Origin of the sequence: Sphingomonas sp. MJ1 (PH-R8), from assembly GCF_048058635.1 — a bacterium.
GTDB lineage: Bacteria > Pseudomonadota > Alphaproteobacteria > Sphingomonadales > Sphingomonadaceae > Sphingomonas.
Map to the genome: position 1 here is coordinate 42812 of NZ_JBBEFX010000018.1, position 26054 is coordinate 68865.

Here is a 26054-nt window from a genome sequence, read left to right on the forward strand (position 1 = left end):
CTGAGCACGACCACGCCGACCGAGATGATCGACGAACAGGCCGGGGGCTCCATCGTCCTTCACGCGCCGATGCAGGGCTGGCGCTGCGCGCTGGCGGAAATACCGGACCCCGTATTTGCGCAAGGCATGCTGGGTGCGGGTGTGGGAATCGATCCCACCGGCGACACGGTGCACGCTCCCTGCGACGGGACCATCCGCGCCTTGCAGCCGACCGGCCATGCCGTGACCATCGCGGCGGCCGAGGGCGCCGAGGTGCTGATACATGTCGGCGTCGATACGGTCGCCCTTGAGGGCCGCGGCTTCACGCCGCTGGTCGCCGCCGGGGACCGCGTGCGCCGGGGCGACCCGCTGATCCGCTTCGACCTCGACCTGCTGGTCCAGGGAGCACCATCGGTGATCACGCCGGTGCTGCTGCTCGACAGCGATCGATTCGCCGTGTCCCCGCTGGGTGAGGCAGAGGGGCCGGTCGCGGTCGGGGATCCGATCTTCGCAATCGTACCGCAGCAAGCCTCCGCAGCAGAAGCGCCGGCCGCCTATGAGGGTGAGGTCGTGGCGCGCGAACTGCAGCTGCCGCTGGCGCATGGCATCCATGCACGGCCGGCAGCCCGCATTCGCGAGACGGCGGTCCGCTTCTCCGCGGAACTCTCGGTGGTCAAGGGCGAGCGTAGCGCCAATGCGCGCAGCCCCGTCGCGCTGCTGACGCTCGGCGCACGACTGGGCGACCTCATCCGGATCGAAGCGCACGGCGCCGATGCGGAAGCGGCGGTGGACGCGATCGCGACCCTGATCGCGAGCGGAATGGGCGAGGCTGCGGACCCGCAGCAGGCACCTGCGGCGCCGCCGCAGCCGGCAGTGGCTCCTGCCCCGGCGTCGGTCATCTCCAGCGACGGCAGGCTGGCGGGCGTGACGGCTTCGCCGGGCCTTGCGATCGGCCACGCCCGCACGCTCCACCTCGCCGAGATCGAGATCGATCCCGCGGGCGTCGGCGCCGAGGAGGAGCAGGCACGGCTCGACCAGGCGCTGCGCACGCTCGGACGGCGGCTGGAGGGCGAGACAGCCACCGCCTCCGGCGCGCGGCGGTCTATCCTGGCCGCGCACCGCGCCATGCTGGAGGACGAGGGCCTCCGCGAGGCCGCAGCCGCTGCGATCGCGGCGGGCGCCAGCGCCGGCCAGGCATGGCGCACGGCGATCCGGCCGCAGGCGGAAGCGCTGCGCGCCACGGGCGATGCCCATCTGGCGGAGCGCGCGGACGACATGCGCGACCTGGAGCGGCGGATCGTTTCGCTGCTGATGGGCGTCGAGGACGCGCCGATCGCCTTCCCGCCCGAGACGATCCTGCTGGCCGAGGATCTGCTGCCGTCCCAGCTGATGGCGCTCGACCCGGCAAATGTCGTCGGCTTCTGCGTCGAGAAGGGCGGCCCGACCTCCCACGTCGCTATCCTGGCAGCGAGCATGGGATTGCCTGCGCTGGTCGCCATGGGCCCGGCGCTGCACGAGATCGCCGAGGGATCGATGCTGATCCTGGACGGCGATGCGGCCTCGCTCCAGATCGAGCCGGACGCCGCCACGCTGGCGAAGGCGAACGCGCTCGTCGCCGAGCGGCACGCGCGGCGCCTGGAGGCGCAGGCCAATGCCGCCGCACCCTGCCACATGGCGGGCGGTGAGCGCATCGAGGTGTTCGCCAACCTTGGCTCGCGCGCCGATGCCGAAGTGGCGGTCGCGAATGGTGCCGAGGGCTGCGGCCTGCTGCGGACCGAATTCCTGTTCCTGGAGCGCGAGACCGCGCCCTCGCTCGCCGAGCAGACGGCGGAATACCAAGCGATCGCCGACGCGCTGGGTGGCCGCTCGCTGATCGTGCGGCTGCTCGACATCGGCGGCGACAAGCCTGCGCCCTATCTGCCCATCGCGGCGGAGGAGAACCCCGCGCTCGGCCTGCGCGGCATCCGCGTCGGCTTTGCCCATCCGCAACTGCTGGAAGATCAGATCCGCGCGATCCTGCGCGTGCAGCCGATCGGCCAGTGCCGGATCATGGTGCCGATGATCGCGTCGATCGACGAGCTGCGCCGGGTGCGCGAGGTGGTCGACCGGGTGCGCGCCGAACTGGGCATCGCCGACCCGGTCAGCGTCGGCGTGATGATCGAGACTCCGGCCGCCGCGGTCACCGCCGACCTGCTCGCGCGGGAGGCGGATTTCCTGTCAGTCGGCACCAACGACCTCACGCAATATGCGCTGGCGATGGACCGCGGGAACCCGGCGGTCGCAGGCGCGATCGACGGCCTGCACCCGGCCGTGCTGCGCATGATCGCCGAGACCTGCCGCGGCGCGGCACGCCACGATCGCTGGACGGGCGTATGCGGCGGCCTCGCCTCCGACCTGCTTGCCGTGCCGATCCTGGTCGGGTTGGGCGTCACCGAACTGTCCGCCACCGCGGCGCTGGTGCCCGAGATCAAGGCGCTGGTTGCCAGCCTCTCCATGGACGCCTGCCGCGCCCATGCCGCCGCCGCGATCCAGTGCGGATCGGCGGCCGAAGTCCGCATCCTCGCCCGGGAGTTCCGCGCATGAAGTCGATCCTGGAAGCGCTGCAGCCGCTCGGCCGCGCGCTGATGCTGCCGATCGCGGTGCTGCCGGTGGCGGGGCTGCTGCTCCGCCTGGGCCAGCCCGACCTGCTCGACATCGCGTTCCTGAGCGCGGCTGGCGATGCGCTGTTCTCGCACCTCGGCCTGCTGTTCGCGATCGGCGTCGCCACCGGCTATGCCCGCGACGGCAATGGCGCGGCGTGCCTTGCTGGCATCGTCTGCTTCCTGGTGGCGACCGAGGCGGCCAAGGTGCTACTGATCGTGCCGGGCGACGCGACCCAGGGCATGGACGCGGCCACCGCCGAGATCGCGAGCGCGGCCTGGAAGGCGAAGGCGATCGCGCGGCTCGACGTGCCGATCGGGATTCTTTCCGGCCTCGTCGGCGGGATCTTCTACAATCGCTTCTCGGGCATCAAGCTGCCCGAGTATCTCGCCTTCTTCGGCGGGCGGCGGTTCGTGCCGATCGTGAGCGGAGTCGCGGGACTGGTGCTGGCGGTGATCGTCGGAACGAGCTTCCAGGCGCTGAGCAGCGGCATCGACACCATGGGCCATGGCATCGCCAATGCCGGCGGCGTGGGCCTGTTCCTCTTCGGCCTGTTCAACCGGCTGCTGCTGGTGACCGGGCTGCACCACATCCTGAACAACGTCTTCTGGTTCGTGCTGGGCGATTTCGAGGGCGCAAACGGCGACCTCCGGCGCTTCTTTGCCGGCGACCCCACCGCGGGCAGCTTCATGGCCGGCTTTTTCCCGGTCATGATGTTCGGCCTGCCGGCGGCCTGCCTCGCCATGTACCGCACGGCGCTGCCCGAGCGGCGCAAGGCGGTGGGCGGCATGTTGTTCAGCCTGGCGCTCACCTCGATGCTGACGGGCGTGACCGAGCCGATCGAGTTCAGCTTCATGTTCCTGGCACCCGTGCTCTATGCAGTGCACGCGGTTCTGACCGGCCTGTCGATGGCGCTGATGGACGTGCTGGGCGTGAAGCTGGGCTTCGGCTTTTCGGCGGGGTTCTTCGACTATGCGCTGAACTACGGCAAATCGACCCGGCCGCTGATGCTGATCCCGGTCGGCCTGGTCTACTTCGCGCTCTACTACGGCATCTTCAGCTTCGTCATCCGCCGCTTCGATCTGAAGACACCGGGCCGGGAGCCGGAGGTGCCGGGTGCCGCAGCCGTTGCGCCGGTCGCCGCGGACGGGCGGGGCGCGGCGTTCGCGCAGGCGCTGGGCGGTGCCGCCAATCTCCGCGAGGTGGGCGCCTGCACCACGCGGCTGCGGCTGATCGTCGTGGACCAGGCGAAGGTGGACGAGCCTACGCTGAAGGCGCTGGGCGCGCGGGGCGTGATCCGGCCCTCGGATAAGGCGGTGCAGGTGGTGCTGGGGCCGATCGCCGACGTGGTCGCGGTCGAGATCCGCGACGCGCTGGCGATGCCGATCGCGCTTGCACCCACCGAGGCGGCAGTCGCCGAGGCCGGCGACGCGCGGCTCGCGCCGGCGCTGGTCGCCGCGCTGGGCGGCGCGGAGAACGTCTGCGCGGTCAGCGTGCACGGCAACCGCATTCGGGTGGAACTGGCCGAGAGCGGCGGCGCGGAGCAGGCGGCGCTGGCGGCGCTCGGCGTGCGCGCGGTCGCGCTGCCGGCCGAAGGCATCGCGCACCTGGTGATTGCACCGGGCAAGCTGGACGTGCTGCTCGCGCGCTGAGGTTCGCCGAACCGTCTAAGGGGCGCCGCCGCGATTGCGGGACCGCCCTTTTTGTAGCCGTCGAAGATCGGGTGCCGGTCCGCCTCCGTGCTCCTGCGAAGGCAGGAGCCCAGGGTCTTCAGACGCACCAGCTGTAAGTGCGCTTGTGCGCGTCCTGCGTAGATCGCTTAGGCCATCCCAACTGGGCCCCGGCCTGCGCCGGGGCACACGGGGAGGGAAGCGCGCGATGGTCGCTTAGCGGGTGGTGACCGTCACCTGGCCCAGGATGCCCGAGGGGCTGTTGGCGGGGGCGGAGACCAGCAGCGCGACGCGGCGCGGGCCAGTGCCGGCGGGGATGTCCGCCGCCAGCGGGCCGGGCGCGGCACTTGCCTTGGCCGCGAGCTTCTGGCCGTCGAGCCAGAGCTCGGCGGTGCCGCCGATGCTGTCGAAGCGGATCGTGCCGCCCTCTGCCGCCACCCGCTTCCACGGGCGGAAGGCGGCGCGATAGACGCGCCAGCCGGCGCTCGCCTCGGGTCGCGTGGGCGTGCCGCTGCGGACGAAGGCCCAGCTGTTGTTGTCCCCGTCCGGCGGTGCGATCGAGGGGTCGGGCCGCTCGGCCATGGCGGGCGAGCGACGCCACTCGCCGATCGTCATGGTCGGCGGGGTGACCGGCACCTGGGGCGGCGCCTGGGTTGCGAGACGGCTGATCGTCAGGCGCGCCGGCTTGAGCCCGTCCGCGGTGGCGCGAAGGGTGATGCTGCCCTTGCCCGGCGCTGCCCGCACGATCAGCTGCGCGAGGCCGTTGAACAGCGAGCGGCGGTCGCCCTGCTCCGGCTCGTGGCTGTTCGGATCGCCGTTGCCGACACCGATGATCTCGGCACCCTCCACGGTGAACTGCGCCATTTGGTTGACAGTCGGCACGTGGCGGCCACGCGCATCGACGGCATCGACGGTGATCGGCTGCACATCCTCGCCATCCCCCGCCATGACTGTGCGCGCGGGCGTGAGCCGCAGGGCGACGGGTGCGCCGGCGGTCTCGTGGACGGCGGTCGCCACCACCTTGCCGCCGCGCATCGCCAGCGCCTCGATGCGGCCGGGCTGGTACGGCACCTGCCATTCGTTGCCCATGATGCGGTCCACCTTCTGCACGCCCAGGTCGCGGCCGTTCAGGCGCAAGAGCACCGTCTCGGCGTTGCTGCTGACGAAGACGGGGATCGTCTGGCCTTCCCTGCCCGGCCAGGTCCAGTGGGGCGCGATGCCGACCACGGCCTCGTCGTCGATCCAGTGGGCGCGGTGGATGTCGAAAGCGGTCTTGGGGAAGCCGCACAGGTCGAGGATGCCGAAGAAGCTGGCAATGGTCGGCCAGTCATAGGGCGTCGGCTCGCCATGATAGTCGAATCCGGTCCAGACGAACCCGCCTGCCACGAACGGACGCTTGGCGATCTCCCGCCAGGTATCGCGATGGGTGCCGCCCCAGCTCGCAGCCTCCTTGTCATAGGAGGTGATGACATGGCCGGCGGGAATGCTCTCATAGGCGCCGCGCGTCTCGAACGCGCTGGTGTCTTCGGAGCTGGTGATGGGCTTGGTGGGGTTCAGCTGGTGAAAGCGGTCATAGTCCGCCTGGTAGTAGTTGAAGCCCATCACATCGACGACGGTCGAGACGTTGACCGGATCGTAGAAGGAGCCGTTCATCGCGGCGGTGACGGGGCGGGCGCCGTCGAGGCGATGGACGGTCGCGGCCATGCGGCGCACCATCTCCACGCCGGCCTCGGTGCCCTGCATCGGTTCCTCGTTGAAGACCGACCACAGGATCACGCTGGGGTGGTTGCGATCACGCCGCACCAGCCATTCGAGCTGCTCCATATAGTCCGGCGCAGGGTTGAAGTGGCGGTTCTCGTCCATGACGAGGAAGCCCATGCGGTCGCACAGGTCGAGCAGCTCGGCATTAGGGGCATTGTGGGTGCAGCGGATGGCGTTGCAGCCCATCGCCTTCAGCCGTTCGAGGCGCCAGGCGATCAGCGCATCCGGCACGGCCACGCCGACGCCGGCATGGTCCTGGTGCAAGCAGACGCCCTTCAGCTTGACCGGCTGGTCGTTGAGGAAGAAGCCGCGGTCGGCATCAAAGCGGATGGTGCGAAAGCCCACCGGCGTGCGGCGCTCGTCCACCGGAGCGCCGTTGCGCAGCACGCGGGTGACGACGGTGTAGAGCGTCGGCGTCTCGACCGACCAGAGCCGGGGGTTGCCGGCGTCGAGCTTCAGCGTCGCTTCGGCCTGCTGGAGCACCGGCACGCTTGCGTCGGCGCGCCCGCTGGCGACGGTCTTTCCATCAGGGTCGAGCAGCAGCGCTTCGACGGTGACAGTCGCCGGATCGCGGCCCGTGTTCGCGAGCGTCGCCGTGACGGGCACGTGCCAGCGACCGTCTTCCCCTTTGCGCGGATCGCAGTGGACGCCGTCGGTGACGATCGCGACCGGTGCGCGGCGCACCAGCCAGGCGTGGCGATAGAGACCCGCACCCTCGTACCACCAGCCTTCCATTGCATTCGCATCGACGCGGATCGCGATGACGTTGGTCTCGTCGCCAAAGCGGGCGAAGGGCGTCAGGTCGATGTGGACGCTGTTGTAGCCCGACCAGTTGTGCGCGACCGTGCTGCCGTTGACCCAGATGGTGGCGTTGGTGGCGATGCCGTCGAAGTGCAGCTCGATGGTCTTCCCGCGGTCGGCCGGGTCGAGCTGGAGCGTGCGGCGGTACCAGGCGATACCGCGCGGGCGGTAGCCCTGCGACACGTTGGCGGTCTCCAGGAACGGCTGGGCAGCCGCCCAGTCGTGCGGCAGCCGCACCGCCTTCCAATCGGAATCGTCGAAGGCCATGGCGGCGGCGCCGAGCGCGTTGCCGGCCTTCACGCTCAGGTAGGTGGCGTTGTGGGTGTCCGGCATCGGCGGGACCACATCGCCCTCGTGGAAGCGCCAGCCGCGTTCGAGCAAGGTCCGCGAGGGATCCTGCACCAGCAGCGGCTGCGGCAGCGTGCGGGCGGGCTGCGGCATCGGAAAACCGTCGTGGCCGGCATCCCGGCGCGCGGCCATGGCGAGCGGCGGGTTGGCGGCGACCAGGGCGCCAAGCCCCGCGCCCCCCGCCAGGAGCTGGCGTCGGTGCATGCAGAATCCTCCGGATGGCGGCGGCCGGAGCCGCGCGCGTTTACGAAAGGCGGGCGACCGTCAGAGGTCGTTCAGTTCCGCCACGAAGTCATAGGCATCCCCGCGATAGTAGGAGCGGGTAAACTCGGCCGCGCGACCGTCGCGCAGGAAGCCGTGGCGCTCGATCAGCAGCCCGGGCGCGCCGGCATCGACCTCCAGCATCCGCGCCTGCTCCGCGCCGAAGGGAACGGCCCGCAATCGCTGAAGCGCGCGCACGGGCCGGTTACCGGCGGCGTCCAGTGCCGCGTAGAGGGAGTCGCCCACCGCCTCCACCGAGGGCAGGCAATATCCCGCGATGGTGGAATATTCCAACGCCATCGGCACCTCGTCTGCAAATCGCAGGCGGTTGAAGCGCAGCACCGGCGCACCGGGCGAAAGACCGAGCGCCAGCGCCTCTTCGGGATTGACGATGCCGGCGGCACGCGAGATCCAGCTGCTGCTGGCGGTGCGGCCGCGCGCGGCCATGTCCTCCGAGAAGGAGGAGAGCTTGGAGAAGCTCTTTTCGACGCGGCCGGCGACGAAGGTGCCGGCGCCGCGCCGGCGCGTGAGCAGCCCTTCTTCGACCAGCCCCTCGATCGCCTTGCGGACGGTGATGCGGGACACGCTGTATTCGGTCGCGAGGTCGCGCTCCGGCGGGATTGCATCGCCCTGGGCGAGCAGTTGCTTGCTGATGCCGTCCCGGATCAATTGTTGAAGTTGCAGGTACAGCGGCGACGGATTGTCGTCCCGAAACCGTCCCACCTGATCCGAAAAGGCCATTCTTACACTCCCCCCAGCGGCACCCGTTCGCGCCGCGCCGGCGAAGAGCTATCGTAAGCGGAAGCGGGGAGCAACCGGCCCGGTCCTGCAATGGTATTGCCGGCACGGGTCCCTCCCATCGACGGCATTCAGCCGTGCTGGAACAGCACTGTTGCGCCGTAGGACTTATATTGGTTACACAGTTACAAGACCAGGGCGCGGAACGTCCGATCTAACGGGGGAGAATCCAATGGCAGCAGGTTTCGCTCGATCCGGGCGGCAGGTGCTCACCGTACTTCTGCTTCTCGGCACGACCACGCCGGCCCTGGCGGGTCCGCTGCCGCTGGTACCCCTGCCGGCTTCGGTCGTTCCCGACAGCGCCAGCTTCACCGTTCGCGACGGCGCTGCGATCGCGACGCCTTCCGGCGACACCGCCGCCGAGGCCGCGGCGCGGATGCTGATCGCCCATGTCCGCACCGAACGCGGCCTGGCACTTTCGCAGACGAGCGGCGAGGCCCCGATTGCGCTGGTGCGCGAGCCGGCGATCGCCGGAGAAGAGGCGTACCGACTGACGGTGAGTGCCAGCGGCATCCGCATCGCCGCGTCGGGTGACCGCGGCCTTCTCTATGGCGCGATGACGCTTGCGCAGTTGCTGAGCCCCGATCGCGCGTTCGGCAAGCCGGTGAAGGTCGATGCCGTCACGATCGAGGATGCGCCCCGCTTTGCCTGGCGCGGCTTGATGATCGACACCACGCGGCACTTCATCACGCTGGAGGCCATCCGCACGATCGTCGACCAGATGGCGTCGGTGAAGCTCAACACCCTGCACCTCCACCTGACCGACGACCAGGGATGGCGCTTCGAGGTGAAGCGCTATCCCAAGCTGACCGAGGTCGGCGCCTGGCGCACCCCGCCTTCTTCCGGCGAGGCGCCGGGGGCGAAGGTCGGCGGCTTCTATACCCAGGACGAGTTAAAGCAGCTGGTCGCCTATGCGGCGGAGCGCGGCATCACCATCGTGCCGGAGATCGACCTGCCGGGGCATGCGCAGGCGCTGGTCGCGGCCTATCCCGAGCTCGGCGTGCTGGGCGACCGGCCCGAGGTGTCGCCGGACTGGGGCATCAACCCCTATCTGCTGAACCCCGGACCCAAGGGCGTCGAGTTCGTGAAGAACGTGCTGGACGAGTTGATGGCCGTCTTCCCGGGCACCTACATCCATCTGGGCGGCGACGAGGCGGTCAAGGACCAGTGGGAGCGTTCGCCCGAGGTGCAGGCGCAGATCAAGGCGCTGGGGCTGAAGAGCGAGAACCAGTTGCAGAGCTGGCTGATCGAGCAGTTCGGCACCTATCTGGCGAGCAAGGGCCGGCGGCTGATCGGTTGGGACGAGATCCTGGAAGGCGGCGTGCCGGCCTCGGCCTCCGTGATGTCGTGGCGCGGCGAGAAGGGCGCGATCCAGGCGGCGAACCTCGGCCATGACGTGGTGCTGTCGCCGGCGCCCACCCTCTATCTCGACAGCCTGCAGAGCGACCGGGGCGACGAGCCGCCGGGCCGCATCATCATCCAGTCGCTCGAAAGCGTGTACCGCTACGATCCGATGCCGGCCGGGATCGCCGCCGACAAGGCCAAGCATGTGCTCGGCGCCCAGGCCAATGCCTGGAGCGAGTATCTGGTGACGCCCTATCAGGTGCAGCACGCGCTGTTTCCGCGCGCGGCGGCGCTGGCCGAGATCAACTGGTCCCCCAAGGAGAAGCGCGACTTCGGCGGCTTCCTCGAGCGCGTCGGACCGCAGATCGAGCGCTGGAAGCGTTCGGGCCTGGAGGTGGCGGACAGCGCCTTCGCCGTCGACTTCAAGGTGCAGGGCAGCCGCGGCGAGGCGCTGCGGGCCAACAAGGCGGTGGTCGCGCTTAGCACTCAGGCGCCGCATGGAAGGATCCGCTACACGCTGGACGGCAAGGCGCCGACCGCACGGTCGAAGGTCTATAAGGCACCGTTGAGCCTGACGCCGGGCGTGACCATCCGCGCCGCGGCCTTCGACGCCGCCGGGAACGCGACGGCGACGGCGCGCAGCTTCGACACCAGCCGCGCGGCCCTGCTCACGCGGACATCCTCCGAACTGACCGGATGCCCGAGCGGGGCGCTGTGGCTGCGACTGCCGCTCACCGCCGATGCGACGGCCAATGGCCCGGCCTACAACGTCAACGTCTTCGACACGTGCAGCGTCTATCCGGCGGCGCCGGTCGGTGCCGCGAGCGGCTTCACGATCGAAGTCGCGCGGCTGCCGCGCAACTTCGGCCTGGCGCATGACACGGGCAAGGTCCGCCGCCACTACAACGTCACCCCGCACGGCGAGCTGATCGTGACGGCGGGCTGCCCGGTGAGCGACGACGAAAAGACGGCCAAGCCGATGCCGCTCGGCACCTTCCCGCTGCCCGACCCCGCGACATCGCCCGCGCGCTTCCGCGTCACGGGCACGCTTCCCAAGCTGGAGGGCGATCGCGACCTCTGCTTCCAGTTCACCTCCCCGATTTCCGATCCCCTTTATGCCGTCGAACGGGCGACGCTGACGGAGACCCCACGATGAAGCGTTGGTTCGCCCTGCCCCTGTTGTTCGCCGCACTGCCGGCCTGGGGCGCGCCGCGTACCAGCGTCTCCCTTGACGGCGAGTGGCAGGTCCGTATCGATCCAACAGATGCGACCGCCGCTGGCCAGCATCCTCGGGAGGCCAAGTGGTTCCGCGCGCAGGTGCCCGGCAGCGTCCAGCAGGACCTGATCGCCGCCAAGCGCGTGCCGGACCCGTTCCAGGGCTTGAACGAGGACAAGATCCAGTGGGCGGGGCTCACCAACTGGCAGTTCCGCCGGGTCATCGACGTGACGCCGGAGATGCTCCAGCGGGATCACCTGGACCTGGTGTTCGACGGGCTCGATACCTTCGCGACGGTGTCGGTGAACGGACAGCAGCTGCTCGCGACGGCCAACGCGCATCGGCAGTGGCGGGTGGATGCCAAGCCGGCGCTCAAGGTCGGGCGCAACGAACTACTGGTGTCGATCGCCTCCCCGGTGCGCACGCTTCAGCCGATGGTGCTCAAGGAAGCCAATCCGCTTCCGGGCGAATATGACTCCGCCTATGGCGACGAGCCCAAGGGCAAGCAGAGCTCACCCTACATCCGCAAGCCCAAGTACCATTATAGCTGGGACTGGGGCCCCCGGATCATCAACATCGGCGTGTGGCGCCCGGTGCGGCTGGAAGCCTGGGACGATGTGCGCATCGAGACGATCCAGGTCGACCAGGAAGCGATCAACGATGCCGAAGCGCAGCTGACGGCGCGCTATACGCTGGTGGCGGATACCGCCGGCAGCGTGACGCTGCGCACCAATGTGGTCGGTCCGGACGGGCAGACCCAGGGCGTCGAGCGGACGGTGCAGGTCGCGGCCGGCGAGAACCGCATCACCGTGCCGCTGACCATCGCCAGTCCCCAGCGCTGGCAGCCGGTCGGTTATGGCGCGCAGCCGCTCTATCGCGTGCAGGCGGCGCTGGTCGAAGGCGGCGCTGAGACCGACCGGACGGAGCGGCGGATTGGCCTGCGCACGGTGGAGCTGCTGACCAAGGACGGCGGCTTCGGCTTCCAGGTCAATGGCATCCCGATCTTTGCCAAAGGCGCGAACGTGATCCCGTTCGACAACTTCCCGAGCCGGGTGCCGGCCGCACAGATGCGGCACATCCTGCAGGGCGCAGTCGACGCCAACATGAACATGCTCCGCATCTGGGGCGGCGGCTATTACCTCGACGACGCCTTCTACGCGATGGCGGACGAGATGGGCATCATGATCTGGCAGGACTTCATGTTCGGCGGTGCCGTGACGCCGCCGGATGCGGAGTTCCGCGAGAACGTGCGGGTGGAGGCCGAGCAGCAGGTCGCGCGGCTCCAGGCGCACCCCTCCGTCGTCGCTTGGTCGGGCGGCAACGAGGTGCTGTCGGGTTGGGAGAACTGGTCCGACCGCAAGGCGTTCAAGAAGCGCATCGGTGCCGACGAGCAGGAGCGGATCGGCGCGGGCATGGCCGTGCTGTTCAACCAGGTGCTGCGCGATGCGGTACTTACCCGCTCGCCGGGCACGCCCTATTGGCCGGGATCGCCCTCGACCAACTATGAAGGTCCGGTTGATACCGATGCGGCGGGCGACCGCCACTTCTGGGACGTGTGGTCGGGCTCCAAGCCGGTCGAGAACTATCTCGACAGCTGCACGCGCTTCATGTCCGAATACGGCTTCCAGGCGATGCCGGACATGGCGACGATCCGCGAGTTCGCCGGCAACGGCCCGCTCGCGCTCGACAGCCCGGTGCTGAAGGGCCACCAGAAGTTCCTGGCCGGCGAAGGCAATGAGCGGCTGAAGATGTACCTCGACCAGCGGTTGCGCCCGGCCAAGGACTTCGCCGACACGGTGTACCTGACCCAGGTCAACCAGGCGCAGGCGATCGACATGGCCGCGCGCCACCACCGCGCCTGCCGCCCGACCAACATGGGTTCGCTCTACTGGCAGATGAACGACACCTGGCCTTCGATCTCCTGGGCCAGCATCGATTATCATGGCCGGTGGAAGCTGCTGAACTATGCCGCGCGTCGCTTCTTTGCCCCGCAGGCGATCGTGGCGGAGAACCGCGGCGGCAAGACGCGGATCGCGCTGGTGTCCGACGCAGTGCAGCCGATCGCGGCCGAATGGCGGGTGCGCAGCTTCGACATGGCCGGCCGGCCGCTGGGCGACAAGGGCGGCACGACCACCCTCGCCCCGCTGTCGGCGACGGACATCGCGAGCCTGGCCGACGCCGAGCTGTTCGGCAGCGCCGCGCCCAACGCCAGCTATGCGGTCGCCGAACTGGTGGTCGACGGCAAGACCGCGTCACGCCGAGTCTTCGAGCGAATGCTGCCCAAGGACATGATCTATCCGGCGCCGGGCCTCTCCGCCCGCTGGGAAGGCAAGCGCGTGACGATCACCGCCAAGAACCTTGCCCGCGCGGTGATGCTCGATTTCGGCGCGGTGGCCGCGCAGCCGAGCGACGACGGCTTCGACCTCCTGCCGGGCGAGAGCGTGACCATCGAGGTCGCGTCCGACGCGGCCGCCCGCGCGCTTGCGCGCGCCCTTACCCTCCGGACCCTGAGCACCCAGCCATGATCTTCCTTCCCCTGCTTCTCGCCGGCGTCGAGGCGCCTGCCGATCCGGTCGTGGCGACGGTGTCGCAGATGTCGATCGAGGAAAAGGCAGCGCAGCTTCAGAGCAGCGCACCGGCCGATCCGAAGGCGGACCTGCCCGCCTATGACTGGTGGAACGAAGGCCTCCATGGGCTGGCGCGCAACGGCGTCGCGACCGTGTTCCCGCAGGCGATCGGCATGGCCGCAACCTGGGACGTGAAGCTGCTGCACGACATCGGTGACGTGGTGGCGACAGAGGCGCGGGCGAGCTTCAACCGTAAGCCCGTCGACGCCGACCGCCGCATCTATGAAGGGCTGACGATCTGGTCTCCCAACATCAACATCTTCCGCGATCCCCGCTGGGGCCGTGGCCAGGAGACTTACGGCGAGGACCCGCACCTGACGGGCAAGCTCGGCGTCGCCTTCATCCAGGGATTGCAGGGTCCGGACGCCGCGCACCCCAAGGTGATCGGCACGCCGAAGCACTTCGCGGTGCACAGCGGGCCGGAGGCCGGGCGCGACAGCTTCGACGTGGACGTGAGCCCGCAGGACCTGGAGTCCACCTATCTGCCGGCATTCCGCATGGCGATCACCGAGGGCAAGGCGCAGTCGCTGATGTGCGCCTATAACTCGATTTCGGGGACGCCGGCCTGTGCGCTCCCGTCGCTGATGAACGAGCGGCTGCGCAACGACTGGGGCTTCCGCGGCTTCACCGTCACCGATTGCGACGCGGCGGCGAATATCCACCTCTTCCACCACTATCGCCTGGACGCGGCATCGGCCTCGGCAGCGGCGATCAAGGGCGGTACCGACCTGAACTGCGGCACGACCTTCTCCGCACTGCCGGAGGCGGTTGCCAAGGGCCTGGTGACCCAGGCGGAAGTCGACACCGCGTTGATCCGCTCCCTGGAAGCTCGGCGCGCACTCGGCATCGCGTTCGGCGCCGGAAGTCCCTGGTCGAAGATCAAGCCGTCCGCGCTGGGCGCGCTGGCGCATGGCAAGCTGGCGCTGGAAGCGGCGCGCAAGGCAATCGTGCTGCTGAAGAACGATGCCGATCGCCTGCCGTTGAAGCCGGGCAGCCGCATTGCGGTGGTGGGCACCAATGCCGACGACCTCGGCGTGCTGCAGGGGAATTATCATGGCACGGCAGGTCAGCCCGTCACCCCGCTCGATGGCATCCGCGAGCAGTTCGGGGCGGGCAATGTCCGCTATGCGCAGGGCTCGGTGCTGGCCGATGGTGCGCCCGTGGTGGTGCCGGAGACGGCGCTGCGTGCCGACGGCAAGCCGGGCCTCCGCGGCGAGTACTTTGCGAGCCGCACGGTGACCGGGACGCCGGTGGCGGTACGGCAGGATCGCCGCATCGACCTCGACTACAACCGTGCGGCGCCCCTGCCCCAGCTTTCGCCGGAGGGGTTTGCGGTGCGCTGGACCGGACAGCTGGTGCCGCCGGGTCCCGGCAAGTACCGGCTCGCGATCGACGCGCCGGCTTGCTGGAAATACTGTAAGTCGCACGATGCCGTGCGGCTGTGGGTCGATGGCAAGCAGCTGACCGCAGGCGAGATCGCCAAGGGCCGCGTCGAGGTGCCGTTCACCAGCGACGGTCGCGCCGTCGACATCCGCCTGGAGCTCGACCATCAAAGCGAGGATGAGGGCGTTCGCCTGATGTGGCTGCCACCCGCCGAGCCGCTGCTCGCCGAGGCAGTCGCCACGGCAAGGGATGCCGACGTCGTGGTCGCCGTGCTCGGTCTGTCGCCGGACCTGGAAGGCGAGGCGCTCCAAGTAAGCGTGCCCGGCTTCGTCGGCGGTGACCGCACCGACATCGCCCTGCCCTTCGCGCAGCAGAAGCTGCTCGCGGCGCTGCGGGAGACCGGCAAGCCGGTCGTGGTGGTGCTGACCAGCGGCAGCGCCGTCTCCGTCGATCCGGACATGGCCGATGCGATCCTGGCAGCCTGGTACCCCGGCCAGTCGGGCGGCACCGCGATCGCCGAGACTCTCGCCGGGCTCAACAATCCGTCCGGGCGCCTGCCCGTCACCTTCTACCGCCAGGTCAGCGACCTGCCGGCGTTCACCGACTATGGCATGAAGGAGCGCACCTATCGCTTCTTCACGGGCAAGCCGCTGTGGGGCTTCGGCCATGGCCTGAGCTACACCCGCTTCGGCTACGGCGCGCCGGTGGCGAAGGCGGGTGATACGACGGCCAACGTGTCCGTCAGCGTGGCCGTGCGCAACGACGGCAAGCGTGCCGGCGACGAGGTGGTGCAGGCCTATCTGGTGCCGCCGGCCGCGGGCAAGGGAAGCGGGCTCACCACGCCGGTCCTCCAGCGCCAGCTGGTGGCATTCCGGCGCGTGTCGCTGAAGCCGGGCAAGACCGAGACGGTGCGCTTCGAGCTGGATCCGCGCAGCCTCAGCACGGTCGCGCGCGACGGCACGCGTACCGTCCAGCCGGGCGCCTATCGCCTCTACGTCGGCGGCGGGCAGCCGGGCGACGGGGTCGGCGCCTGGACCGACTTCACCCTGACGGGCGACGCCCGGGAGCTTGCCAAGTGATCGATCGTCGTACCGTCCTGGGCGCAGGCGTCGCGCTCGCCGCCACGCCCGCCTTCGCGCGCGCCGCACCGACGCTCGCCAGCAAGCGGCCGGCGCTTGCCGAGCGCCGCTTCACCAGCAAGGCGGTGGAGCGCGAGATCGCGCGGGTTTCGGCCAAGATCGCCGATCCGAAGCTGCGCTGGATGTTCGCCAACTGCTATCCCAACACGCTCGACACCACCGTGAAGATGGGCACCGTCGACGGCAAGCCCGACAGCTTCGTCATCACCGGCGACATCGACGCGCTTTGGCTGCGGGACTCCGCCGCGCAGGTGAAGCCGTACCTGCACCTGGTGAAGCAGGACCCCAAGCTGCGCACGCTGTTCCAGGGGCTGATCCACCGCCAGGCGCGCTGCATCCTGATCGACCCTTACGCCAACGCGTTCCTGGAGGATCCGAACGGCAAGACCGAGCTCAGCTGGGCGCTGACCGACCAGACCGAGATGAAGCCGGGCGTCGCCGAGCGAAAGTGGGAGATCGACTCCCTGTGCTACGCGATGCGGCTGGCGCACGGTTATTGGCAGGCGACCCGCGACCCGACGCCGTTCGACGCGCAATGGGCGGAAGCGGCGCGTGCGAGCGTCCGCACCTTCCGCGAGCAGCAGCGCAAGACCGATCGCGGCCCCTATCGCTTTCAGCGGGTGAGCAACCGTACGACCGAGACGATGATGCTCGACGGCTGGGGGCCGCCCTCCAAGTCCGTCGGCCTGATCCACTGCGGATTTCGTCCGTCGGACGACGCCTGCGTCTATCCCTTCCTGATCCCAGCCAACTGGTTTGCGGTGACCGCGCTGCGCGAACTGGCGGTGGTCGCCAACGAGGCGCGGCGCGATACCGCGCTGGCGCAGGATGCCGTCGCCCTGGCAGCAGAGGTCGAGGCGGCGCTTCACGAATATGGCAAGATGCGCCTGCGCGACGGGCGGGAGGTCTGGGCGTTCGAGGTGGACGGCTATGGCAACGCCATTTTCATGGACGACGCCAACGTGCCCTCGCTCTCCAGCCTCGCCTATCTCGGCTGCATGCCGGCGAGCGATCCGCTGTTCCGCCGTACCGCCGACGCCGCGTGGAGCGACGCGAACCCTTATTGGTCGCGTGGGCGCGCGGCCGAGGGGATCGGCGGACCGCACGTCGGCCTGGGCCAGATCTGGCCGATGTCGCTGATCCAGCGCGCGTTCGTCGCTCAGGATGACGCGACGATCCGCAGCTGCCTGAAGATGCTGCGCGATACCGACGGCGGCACCGGCTTCATCCACGAGGCCTTTGACCAGGACGATCCCACGAAGTTCACCCGCGACTGGTTCGCCTGGGCGAACGGGCTGTTCGGCGAACTGCTGGTCACCCTGGCCGACCGTCGCCCGAAGCTGCTTGCCGAGACATTCTGACATGACCGCGATCACCCGCCGCACCCTGCTCGCCACCTCCGGAATCGCCGCAGCCGCTGCCGGCCTGCCCGGCTCCGCCTTGGCACGCGGGGTCGAGAAGACGCCGCCCGACCTGTTCGTCGGCACCGGTGGCGACGGCCACACTTATCCGGGGCCGACGATGCCGTTCGGCATGGTCCAGGTCGGCCCCGATACGGACAACACGCGATGGGAGGGATGCTCGGGCTACCACCGCACCGACACCTCGATCATGGGCTTTTCGCACACCCATCTCTCCGGCACCGGCATCGGTGACCTGATGGACGTGCTGGTGGTGCCGACCCGTGGCCCCGTCGAGCTCGTCCCCGGACCGCGCGAGAACCCGGACAAGGGCTATCGCCAGCGCTTCTCCGACGAGCATGCGGAACCCGGCTACTATCGCGTGCGGCTCGAAAGCGGCGTCCTTTCGGAACTGACCGCCACCGAGCGGACCGGCTGGCAGCGCCACCGCTTCCCGCAGGGGCCGGGCCATGTGCTGCTCGACTTCTGGCACATGCCGCCGGTGCAGCCGCCGACCTACCGGCTGGTGCGCGACGCGACGCTCTCGATCGCAGACGACGGCACCATCACCGGCAGCCGCTCGGTCTACCGCTGGGCCAAGGGGCGCAAGATCCACTTCGCGCTGAAGCTGTCGCGGACGCCCGACCGCGTGACCTTCTATGTCGATGACAAGCCGCAACCGGACGGCACCCGCAGCGTGTCGGGCGACAAGCTCAAGCTGGTGCTGCACTATGACGACGCCGGCTCGGCACCGATCCTGACCAAGTGTGGCCTGTCCGGCGTCGACGTGGCGGGCGCGCGTGCGAACCTGGAGGCTGAAGGCCGCGGCTGGAATTTCGACGCGCATCGCCGCGCGGCCACCAAGGCATGGGACAAGGCGCTCGGCACGGTGCGCGTGTCCGGCGGCACCCCGGAGCAGCGAACGATCCTGGCGAGCGCCAACTATCATGCGCAGCTGGCGCCGACGCTCTTCTCGGACGTCGACGGGCGCTACATGGGGCTGGACCAGAAGGTGCATCAGCTTCCAGCCAAGGAGCGCGCCTACAGCACCTATTCGCTATGGGACACGTACCGCACGCTGCACCCGCTACTGACCCTGATCGCGCCCGATCGTGCGACCGAGTTCACCCACGACCTGCTGCGCCAGAGCGTCGAGAGCCCCTTCGGACCGCCAGTGTGGCCGCTCCAGGGCGTCGAGACCGGCACCATGATCGGTTGGCACGCGGTCGCGGTGCTGGCGGAGGCGCATGCCAAGGGCATCCCGGCCGACTATGCCGCCGCATGGCCGGCGATCCGCAGGCGTGCGTTCGACCCGACGACGCCCGACGTGGCCAGCACCCGCGCGCGCGGCGATTATGCGACGCTCGGCTATCTGCCGGCCGACCGCGTGGACGAGTCCGTCAGCCGCACCCAGGAATATGCCTATGACGACTGGGCGATGGCGCACCTGGCCGCGGCAGCCGGCGCGCATGAGGACGCGGCGGCCCTGCGCAAGCGCAGCCTGAACTACCGCAACGTGCTCGACCCCAAGATCCGCTTCGCGCGGGCACGGCTGGCGAACGGCAGCTGGATCACGCCCTACGACCCGATCCAGATCGGCCACAAGGTCGCGGAGTATCGCGACTATACCGAGGCGAACGGCTGGCAGGCGACCTTCCTGAACCAGCACGACATCTATGGCCAGATCGCGCACTTCGGCGGCGAGGCGGCGTTCGAGGCAAAGCTCGACGCGCTGTTCTCGGCCCCCTCGACGTTGCCGGACAATGCGCCGCCCGACATTTCGGGTCTGGTCGGGCAATATGCGCACGGCAACGAGCCGAGCCACCACGTCGCCTATCTCTATGCCTATACGGGTGCGCCGTGGAAGACGCAGGCGATGGTGCGCCGGCTGCTCACCGAGATGTACAAGGCGGATCCGGACGGCGTCATCGGCAACGACGATTGCGGGCAGATGAGCGCCTGGTTCGTGATGAGCGCGCTCGGCTTTTATCCGGTCGATCCGGTCGAGGCTGCCTATGTGTTCGGATCGCCGCTGTTCGAGCGGGCCGAGGTGAAGCTCGGCGGCAACCGCAAACTGGTGGTCGAGGCACCGGGCAACCGACCGGACACGCCCTATGTGGCGGCAGTGACCTGGAACGGCCGCCCCTGGACGCGCAGCTGGATCGCGCACCGCGAACTCGCAAAGGGCGGCACCCTGCGCTTCACCATGAGCGGAACGCCCAACCGCGACTTCGGCCGGGCACCGGCCGACCGTCCGCCATCCTACGGCAGCACGCTTGCCTGACCTGCCTTTGTCGGAGTTACCCATGACCGATGTTTCGCGGCGTACGCTGATCGCCACTAGCCTGGTGGCAGGTGCCCTTCCCGCCGGTGCCGCCCGTGCAGCCACCCGAGAGGGCGCGCCCAAGCCGTGGGGCGCCGTTCCGTCGCCGCGCCAATGGCGCTGGCACGGGCGGGAGGCCTATGCCTTTGTCCATTTCTCGGTCAACACCTACACCGACAAGGAATGGGGCTTCGGCGACGAGAGCCCGAAGCTGTTCAACCCCAGCGACTTCGACGCGGACCAGATCGTCGCCGCGGCCAAGGCGGCGGACCTGCGCGGGCTGATCCTGACCGCCAAGCACCATGACGGCTTCTGCCTGTGGCCGACGACCCTGACCGAGCATTGCATCCGCAACAGCCCGTACGAGGACGGCAAGGGCGACATCGTGCGCGAGATGGCGGATGCCTGCCGTCGCGCCAACCTGCCCTTCGGCCTCTATCTGTCGCCCTGGGACCGGAACCACGCGCAGTACGGCCGGCCGGAATACATCACCTATTATCGCGCGCAGCTGACCGAGCTGTGCACGCGTTATGGCGAGCTGTTCGAGGTGTGGTTCGACGGCGCCAACGGCGGCGACGGCTATTACGGCGGCGCGCGCGAGGCGCGGAAGATCGACGCGCCCCGCTACTACAACTGGCCTTCGATCATCGCGCTGGTCCACAAGCTGCAGCCCAATGCCTGCACCTTCGATCCGCTGGGCGCCGACATCCGCTGGGTGGGCAACGAGGATGGCGTAGCCGGCGATCCCTGCTGGCCGACCATGCCGAACAAGCCGTATGACCAGAAGGACGGCAACAGCGGCGTGCGCGGGGCAGAGCTCTGGTGGCCGGCCGAGACCGACGTGTCGATCCGGCCGGGCTGGTTCTACCACGCCGACGAGGACTCCAAGGTGAAGAGCCCGGAGCGGCTGGTGCGCCTGTACGACGAGTCCGTGGGACGCGGGACCAATCTGAACCTCAACATCCCACCCGACCGGCGTGGGCGCATCGCCGACCAGGACATGAAGATCCTGAAGTCGTTCGGCGATGCGATCCGCGCAACCTTTGCGCAGGATCTCGCCAAGGGCGCCGTGGCGAGCGCCAGCCACAGCCGCGGCCGCGGGTTCGAGCCGGCGCGGGTGCTCGACGGCGACCGCGAGAGCTACTGGTCGGCGCCCGATGGCGTCACCACGCCCAGCCTAACGCTGGACCTGCCGCCGGGCCGCAGCTTCGACGTGATCCGCCTGCGCGAATATCTGCCGCTGGGGGTCCGGGTGACGCGCTTCGCGATCGACGCGGAGGTGGATGAGCGCTGGCAGACCTTGGCCGAGCACGCGTGCATCTCCGCCCAGCGGATCGTGCGGCTGGAAAAGCCGATCGCCGCCCGGCGCGTGCGGCTGCGCATCCTGGAGGCGCCGGTGGCTCCTGCGATCAGCGAGTTCGCGCTGTTCCGGTCCGTGGCGCCCGTCGAGGTGCCGGCAATCGTCTCGTCCGATCCGACCGTGCTCGACACGACAGGCTGGAAGATCGTCGAGGCGAGCGCACCGGGAGCGGAGAAGCTGCTCGACAATGATGCGGGCACCATCTGGGCGCAGCCGGCACCGGGTGCGGGGAAACCCGCCGGCGTCACCGTGGCGTTGCCCGAGACGGTGCTGCTCGCAGGCTTCAGCCTGACCCCGTCGCGCCAGGTGATGACCAATGCGGCGCCGCCGCGGGGCTATGTCGCGGAGACCAGCGTCGACGGCAAGCAATGGCAGCCGGCGGCCACCGGCGAGTTCAGCAACATCGCCTATGCGCTCTCCACCCAGCGCATCACCTTCGACGCGCCGCGCAATGCTCGCTACCTGCGTTTGCGCTTCGCGGAGACGGCGCTGCCCACGCCGCGCCTGGCGATCGCCGGGATCGGCGGATTCACTGCAACGCGGTAGCGCTGCCACAATCCTACTTCGCAAAGGCCGCGGACTCTGAGTCCGCGGCCTTCCTCTTGTGTCCAATACCTGCCGCCTTCAGCGCCGGGCGATTAGAACCTTTAACGTTTTTGGTATTGTATTGATCTGTCGCCTATGACAGGTTTGTTTCAGATCAGCGGTACCAAAGATGGTAGCGCTCATATGGGCCGACCGAGATCAGAACGCGGTCGGGGCATCGGGGAGGCCATGTCGTGATCGTTTCGCGCAGGGATACGCTTGCTATCGGTCTTGTCGGCATGGCGTCCGCCTCCGTGGCGCGGGCAGCGCCCGCCAGCCGCGCCCTGATCGTCTCCACCTGGGACTTCGGTGCCGCGGCGAACGCAGCCGCCTTCGCCCGTTTCAAGTCCGGCGGCACGCTGATCGACGCGGTCGAGGCCGGGGCGCAGGTGCCCGAGGCGGACCCCACCAACCATTCGGTCGGCTATGGCGGCTATCCGGACCGCGACGGGCACGTAACCCTCGACGCCATCATCATGGATGACCGGGGGCATGTCGGCGCGGTTGCGGCGCTGGAGGACATTCTTCACCCGATCTCGGTCGCGCGGCGCGTGATGGAGAAGACGCCGCACACGATGCTGGTGGGCGAAGGCGCGCGCCAGTTCGCGGTTGCCGAGGGCTTCGAGCGCACCAAGCTGCTGACGCCGGAAGCCGAGGCGGCGTGGCGCGACTGGCTGAAGACCGCCAAGTACCAGCCGGTCGCCAACATCGAGAACCAGCGCGGCTCCGCACTCGACCACGACACCATCGGCATCGTCGCCTGCGGCCCCGACGGGCGGCTGGCGGGCGCGTGCACGACATCGGGCATGGCGTTCAAGCTGCGCGGCCGTGTCGGTGATTCCCCGCAGGCCGGCTGCGGGCTGATGGTCGAGCCGGGCGTTGGTGCTGCGACCGCGACGGGCGTGGGCGAGGAAGTCACCCGCATCGCCGGCACCGCCCGGATCACCAGCTCGATGCGGATGGGCATGACCCCGCAGGCTGCCTGCCGCGAGGCCGTGCAGCACATTGCAAAGCTTCGCGGCGAGGCCGTCCGGGACGCGCAGGTCGCGTTCCTGGCGATCGACGCCAAGGGCCAGGTCGGGGCCTTCGCGCACCTGCCGGGCTTCACCTACGCCGTTACCGATACCTCAGGCAGGACCAGCATCCACGCCGCACAGAGCCTCAAAGGGCCGGCGGGCGCAAAGAACTAAAGGGACGATTGATGAAGACGATGACGCGTTTGTTGCTGGCATCCACCTGTATCGCGGGCGTTGCAGCGATGCCGGCGATGGCTCAGGAAGCCAATGTCACCGGTGGCCCGGTTGCGACCGACTCTGCACTCGAAGCGCCCCAGGCGAATGAAGAGGCCCCTGCCGACAGCGGCGGCGCCATCGTCGTCACCGGCTCGCGCATCAGCCGCCCGAACGTCACCGCAGCAGCGCCGATCACCTCGGTCACCTCGGAGTCCATCCGTGCGCAGGCGGCGGTGAACATCGAGGAAGTGCTCAACCGCATTCCGCAGGTCGCTCCCGACAGCCAGCAGAACTACGCCGACTCCGACGGCCGTCAGCGCATCAAGCTGCGCAACCTGGGCTTTGAGCGCACGCTCGTCCTGGTCGACGGCAAGCGCCTGGGCACGGTGAACGGCCTCGACGCCAACATGATCCCGACCTCGCTCATCAAGCGCGTCGACGTGCTGACCGGCGGCGCATCGGCCGTCTATGGTTCGGACGCGATCGCGGGCGTCGTGAACTTCGTCCTCGACGACGATTTCGAAGGCGTGCAGATCAACGGCAACTACAACTTCTACGCGCACAACAACAAGCCGGGCCTCGCGACCGAAGTCGCCAACGGCTACAACTTTGCGCAGCCGGCACGCGGCAATGCGTTTGACGGTGGCCGCACCGACGTTTCGATCACGGCCGGCAAGAAGCTGTTCGACGATCGCTTCCACATCTCCGGCTACGTCAACTACCGCGAAGCCGAGCTGGTACCGTTCAGCGCTCGCGAGATCGCCGCCTGCGAACTGACCCAGCCGGTCAAGGATGGCGCGCTGGGGTGCACGACGTCCACCTACACCCCGTTCGGCTACATCTCGCCGGGTAGCGGCCCGAACAAGGGCAACACCTATGTGAACAACCCCGACGGCTCGGGGACGCTGCTGCCCTATTCGACCGAGTACGCAGCCAACCCGTACGATGGCTACGCCTTCCAGCGCGCGAACAAGCGCTGGAATGCCGGCGGCTTCGCATCGTTCGAGATTTCGCCTGCGGCCGAAGTGTATGCGAGCACGATGTGGTTCCGCGACAAGTCGTCGAACCCGTTCCCGGCCCGCGTGCTCAGCTCGACCGCTTACGGCGACGGCACGACGCCCTATACGGTGAGCTGCAACAACCCGTTCATGTCGGCCGCCCAGGCGCAGATCATCTGCGGCGGCGCCGCGGGCACTGCAACCACCGCCCCGGTGGAGCTGCGGTATCGCGCCAACGGCGCGGACCCGATCGAAGACACGTACATCAACAAGGGGCTCCGCATCACCGGCGGCGTGCGTGGCGAAATCGCGCAAGGCTGGAGCTATGACGTCGGCGGCGTCTACGCGCGCAACCAGATGAACATGACTTGGGGCAGGCCGAATTTCGATCGCGTGAACAACGCGCTCGACACGGTCAGCAGCAACGGCTCGATCATCTGCCGCGACACCAGCGACGGCTGCGTGCCGTTCAACCCGTTCAGCCCGAACTCTGCGGTCAACGACCAGGCGCTGTTCGACTATCTGATGGTCGGCGGCTACGGCACCCAGAAGACCGTCAACACGCTCTATAACGCCATCGCCACCGTGCAGGGGGACCTGGGACAGCACGGCATCACCAGCCCCTGGGCCGAGCAGGGCGTCGCAATTGCGATCGGCGCCGAGTATCGCGAGGACCAGCTCGACTCCACCGCCAACGCAGTGTGGCGCGAGCAGAACGGCGGCACGGACCAGCACCTTTCGCAGCACGTCTGGGAAGGCAACATCGAAGTCCAGGTGCCGCTGGTCGAGAACAAGCCGTTCGCGGACCTGCTGCAGTTCAATGGCGCCTATCGCCTGTCGAAGTACAGCAGCAATCCCAAGACCTTCTCCACCTGGAAGGCGGAAGCGATCTGGGCCCCGATCCCGGACATCACCTTCCGCGCGTCGATGAACCGCGCGCAGCGCGCACCCACCGTGGTCGAGGCGTTCCAGGCGAGCAACAGCAGCTACGATCGTATCGACCCGCAGTCGTTCAACGACTTCTGCGCGCCGACCATCCTGCGCTACGAAAACGATGGCTCGGGTCAGCAACGTCCGGTCTTCGGCGCCCCGCAGGCATCGCGTGAAGTCTGCGCCGCCACCGGCCTGGCCGACAATCTCTACGGCAGCGAGACCCTGCTCTGCCCGACGGACGTTGGCTGCACCACGCGCAGCGGCGGCTTCACCGTCGATCCGGAAACCGCCTACACCAAGACGTTCGGCATCGTGCTGAAGCCGCGGTTCCTGCCGGGCCTGACCCTGTCGGTCGACCGCTACATGATCGACCTGAACGACTCGATCGGCTACAACAACTACGACTTCTTCCGTGACGGATGCCTGTCGAGCGGCAACGACTTCTTCTGCTCGATGTTCGTCCGCAACGCGGATGGCACGCTCTACAGCCCGACGACCACCAACGCGCAGAGCGGCTATGTCCGCAGCGGCACGACCAACTACTACAAGAGCAAGTCGTACGGCTGGGACTTCCAGGGCCAGTATGCCCTGCGCATGGGTTCGGCCGGCAAGCTCGACTTCGACTTCTCGGGCTCGCTGACCACGCTGCTCGGCGCACAGGACGCGCCGACGCTCAACAAGCGCAACTGCGTGGGCTATTATGGCGGCGCCGGCTGCGGCCAGTTCATCCCGAAGTGGACGCACAACCTGCGCGGCACCTACACCACCGACGACGGTGTGTTCAGCGCGTCGCTCAACTGGCGCTACCTGGGCCCGCTGACGAACGTGTCCAACTCCGGCGACACGAACCTCGGCTGGACGCCCGGCGCGACCCGCACGACCTTCTATGAGGTCAAGGCGATCAGCTACTTCGACCTGGCGCTCGCGTTCCGCGTGAACGAGCAGTTCTCGTGGCGGGTGGCTGCGAACAACATCTTCGACAAGTCGCCGCCGGTGTTCCCGAACTCGCGCGACGTCACGGGGCTGTTCCGCAACAACACGATCTCTTCGCGCTACGATATCCTCGGCCGTCAGATCGCGGTCGGCGCCACGATCAACTTCTGATCCGTCCATCTGGACGTCCAAGTTCCCATGACCTGGGCCCGCGCTCTCCCGAGCGCGGGCCCTTTTTTTGCGCATGCGCGACGCGGGTCGTGGGTTGCGGAGCGGGCGGTGGTGCCTACCTAGCGGGTCCCCTCCCCGACGCGGACGCCCCC

General features: G+C 68.7%; 12 protein-coding genes. 10 read left to right on the forward strand and 2 right to left on the reverse strand.

The genetic code is table 11. From position 1 onward, the window contains the following. Nucleotides 1–24 precede the first annotated feature (24 nt). Both ptsP and nagE read left to right on the forward strand, forming a co-directional pair. Nucleotides 25–2562: a phosphoenolpyruvate--protein phosphotransferase gene (gene ptsP, locus VPH46_RS13795; protein ID WP_416612075.1), complete on the forward strand. Its 2538-nt coding sequence runs from the start codon at nt 25–27 to the stop codon at nt 2560–2562. Next, nucleotides 2559–4271, forward strand: a complete 1713-nt coding sequence (gene nagE, locus VPH46_RS13800; RefSeq protein ID WP_416612077.1) for an N-acetylglucosamine-specific PTS transporter subunit IIBC — start codon at nt 2559–2561, stop codon at nt 4269–4271. Before ptsP ends, nagE begins: the two co-directional genes overlap by 4 nt. A gap of 234 nt (nt 4272–4505) precedes the next feature. Here the strand turns inward: nagE and galA are convergent, their stop codons facing one another. Both galA and VPH46_RS13810 read right to left on the reverse strand, forming a co-directional pair. Continuing rightward, entirely contained in the window at nt 4506–7403 is a 2898-nt protein-coding gene (galA, locus tag VPH46_RS13805) for a beta-galactosidase GalA (RefSeq protein ID WP_416612079.1), read from the reverse strand. A 60-nt stretch (nt 7404–7463) separates the two neighbouring features. Further along, the gene (locus VPH46_RS13810; RefSeq protein ID WP_416612081.1) at nt 7464–8201 is read right to left on the reverse strand and encodes a GntR family transcriptional regulator; all 738 of its coding nucleotides are present in this window, start codon (nt 8199–8201) and stop codon (nt 7464–7466) included. Nucleotides 8202–8430: 229 nt separating this feature from the next. On the opposite strand from VPH46_RS13810, the gene VPH46_RS13815 reads away from it, so the two are divergent. The 8 genes from VPH46_RS13815 to VPH46_RS13850 all read left to right on the forward strand — a co-directional run bounded on the left by VPH46_RS13815 (nt 8431) and on the right by VPH46_RS13850 (nt 25902). Continuing rightward, entirely contained in the window at nt 8431–10758 is a 2328-nt protein-coding gene (locus VPH46_RS13815; RefSeq protein WP_416612083.1) for a beta-N-acetylhexosaminidase, read from the forward strand. After that, a complete protein-coding gene (locus VPH46_RS13820; RefSeq protein WP_416612085.1) occupies nt 10755–13343 on the forward strand; it encodes a beta-mannosidase in 2589 nt (862 codons plus the stop codon). Before VPH46_RS13815 ends, VPH46_RS13820 begins: the two co-directional genes overlap by 4 nt. Beyond that, nucleotides 13340–15907 (forward strand): glycoside hydrolase family 3 C-terminal domain-containing protein, encoded by a 2568-nt coding sequence (locus VPH46_RS13825; protein ID WP_416612087.1) that lies wholly within the window; start codon nt 13340–13342, stop codon nt 15905–15907. Before VPH46_RS13820 ends, VPH46_RS13825 begins: the two co-directional genes overlap by 4 nt. Next, the gene (locus tag VPH46_RS13830; RefSeq protein WP_416612089.1) at nt 15904–17328 is read left to right on the forward strand and encodes a glycoside hydrolase family 125 protein; all 1425 of its coding nucleotides are present in this window, start codon (nt 15904–15906) and stop codon (nt 17326–17328) included. The genes VPH46_RS13825 and VPH46_RS13830 overlap by 4 nt, the downstream gene beginning before the upstream one ends. A 1-nt stretch (nt 17329) precedes the next feature. Next, complete coding sequence (locus VPH46_RS13835) at nt 17330–19651, forward strand: GH92 family glycosyl hydrolase (RefSeq protein WP_416612091.1); 2322 nt, start codon at nt 17330–17332, stop codon at nt 19649–19651. A gap of 22 nt (nt 19652–19673) precedes the next feature. Further along, the gene (locus VPH46_RS13840) at nt 19674–21596 is read left to right on the forward strand and encodes an alpha-L-fucosidase (protein WP_416612093.1); all 1923 of its coding nucleotides are present in this window, start codon (nt 19674–19676) and stop codon (nt 21594–21596) included. Nucleotides 21597–21874: 278 nt separating this feature from the next. Beyond that, nucleotides 21875–22825 carry a N(4)-(beta-N-acetylglucosaminyl)-L-asparaginase gene (locus VPH46_RS13845; protein WP_416612095.1) on the forward strand — a complete coding sequence of 317 codons (951 nt, stop codon included), beginning with the start codon at nt 21875–21877 and terminating at the stop codon, nt 22823–22825. A 68-nt stretch (nt 22826–22893) separates the two neighbouring features. Next, a complete protein-coding gene (locus VPH46_RS13850; RefSeq protein WP_416612097.1) occupies nt 22894–25902 on the forward strand; it encodes a TonB-dependent receptor domain-containing protein in 3009 nt (1002 codons plus the stop codon). The last annotated feature ends 152 nt before the right edge of the window (nt 25903–26054 follow it).

Bases quoted from the DNA above. Each gene is read 5' to 3' on its own strand.
- ptsP (WP_416612075.1), top strand. From the start codon at position 25: ATGATCGACGAACAGGCCGGGGGCTCCATCGTCCTTCACGCGCCGATG.
- nagE (WP_416612077.1), top strand. From the start codon at position 2,559: ATGAAGTCGATCCTGGAAGCGCTGCAGCCGCTCGGCCGCGCGCTGATG.
- galA (WP_416612079.1), bottom strand. From the start codon at position 7,403: ATGCACCGACGCCAGCTCCTGGCGGGGGGCGCGGGGCTTGGCGCCCTG.
- VPH46_RS13810 (WP_416612081.1), bottom strand. From the start codon at position 8,201: ATGGCCTTTTCGGATCAGGTGGGACGGTTTCGGGACGACAATCCGTCG.
- VPH46_RS13815 (WP_416612083.1), top strand. From the start codon at position 8,431: ATGGCAGCAGGTTTCGCTCGATCCGGGCGGCAGGTGCTCACCGTACTT.
- VPH46_RS13820 (WP_416612085.1), top strand. From the start codon at position 10,755: ATGAAGCGTTGGTTCGCCCTGCCCCTGTTGTTCGCCGCACTGCCGGCC.
- VPH46_RS13825 (WP_416612087.1), top strand. From the start codon at position 13,340: ATGATCTTCCTTCCCCTGCTTCTCGCCGGCGTCGAGGCGCCTGCCGAT.
- VPH46_RS13835 (WP_416612091.1), top strand. From the start codon at position 17,330: ATGACCGCGATCACCCGCCGCACCCTGCTCGCCACCTCCGGAATCGCC.
- VPH46_RS13840 (WP_416612093.1), top strand. From the start codon at position 19,674: ATGACCGATGTTTCGCGGCGTACGCTGATCGCCACTAGCCTGGTGGCA.
- VPH46_RS13845 (WP_416612095.1), top strand. From the start codon at position 21,875: ATGGCGTCCGCCTCCGTGGCGCGGGCAGCGCCCGCCAGCCGCGCCCTG.
- VPH46_RS13850 (WP_416612097.1), top strand. From the start codon at position 22,894: ATGCCGGCGATGGCTCAGGAAGCCAATGTCACCGGTGGCCCGGTTGCG.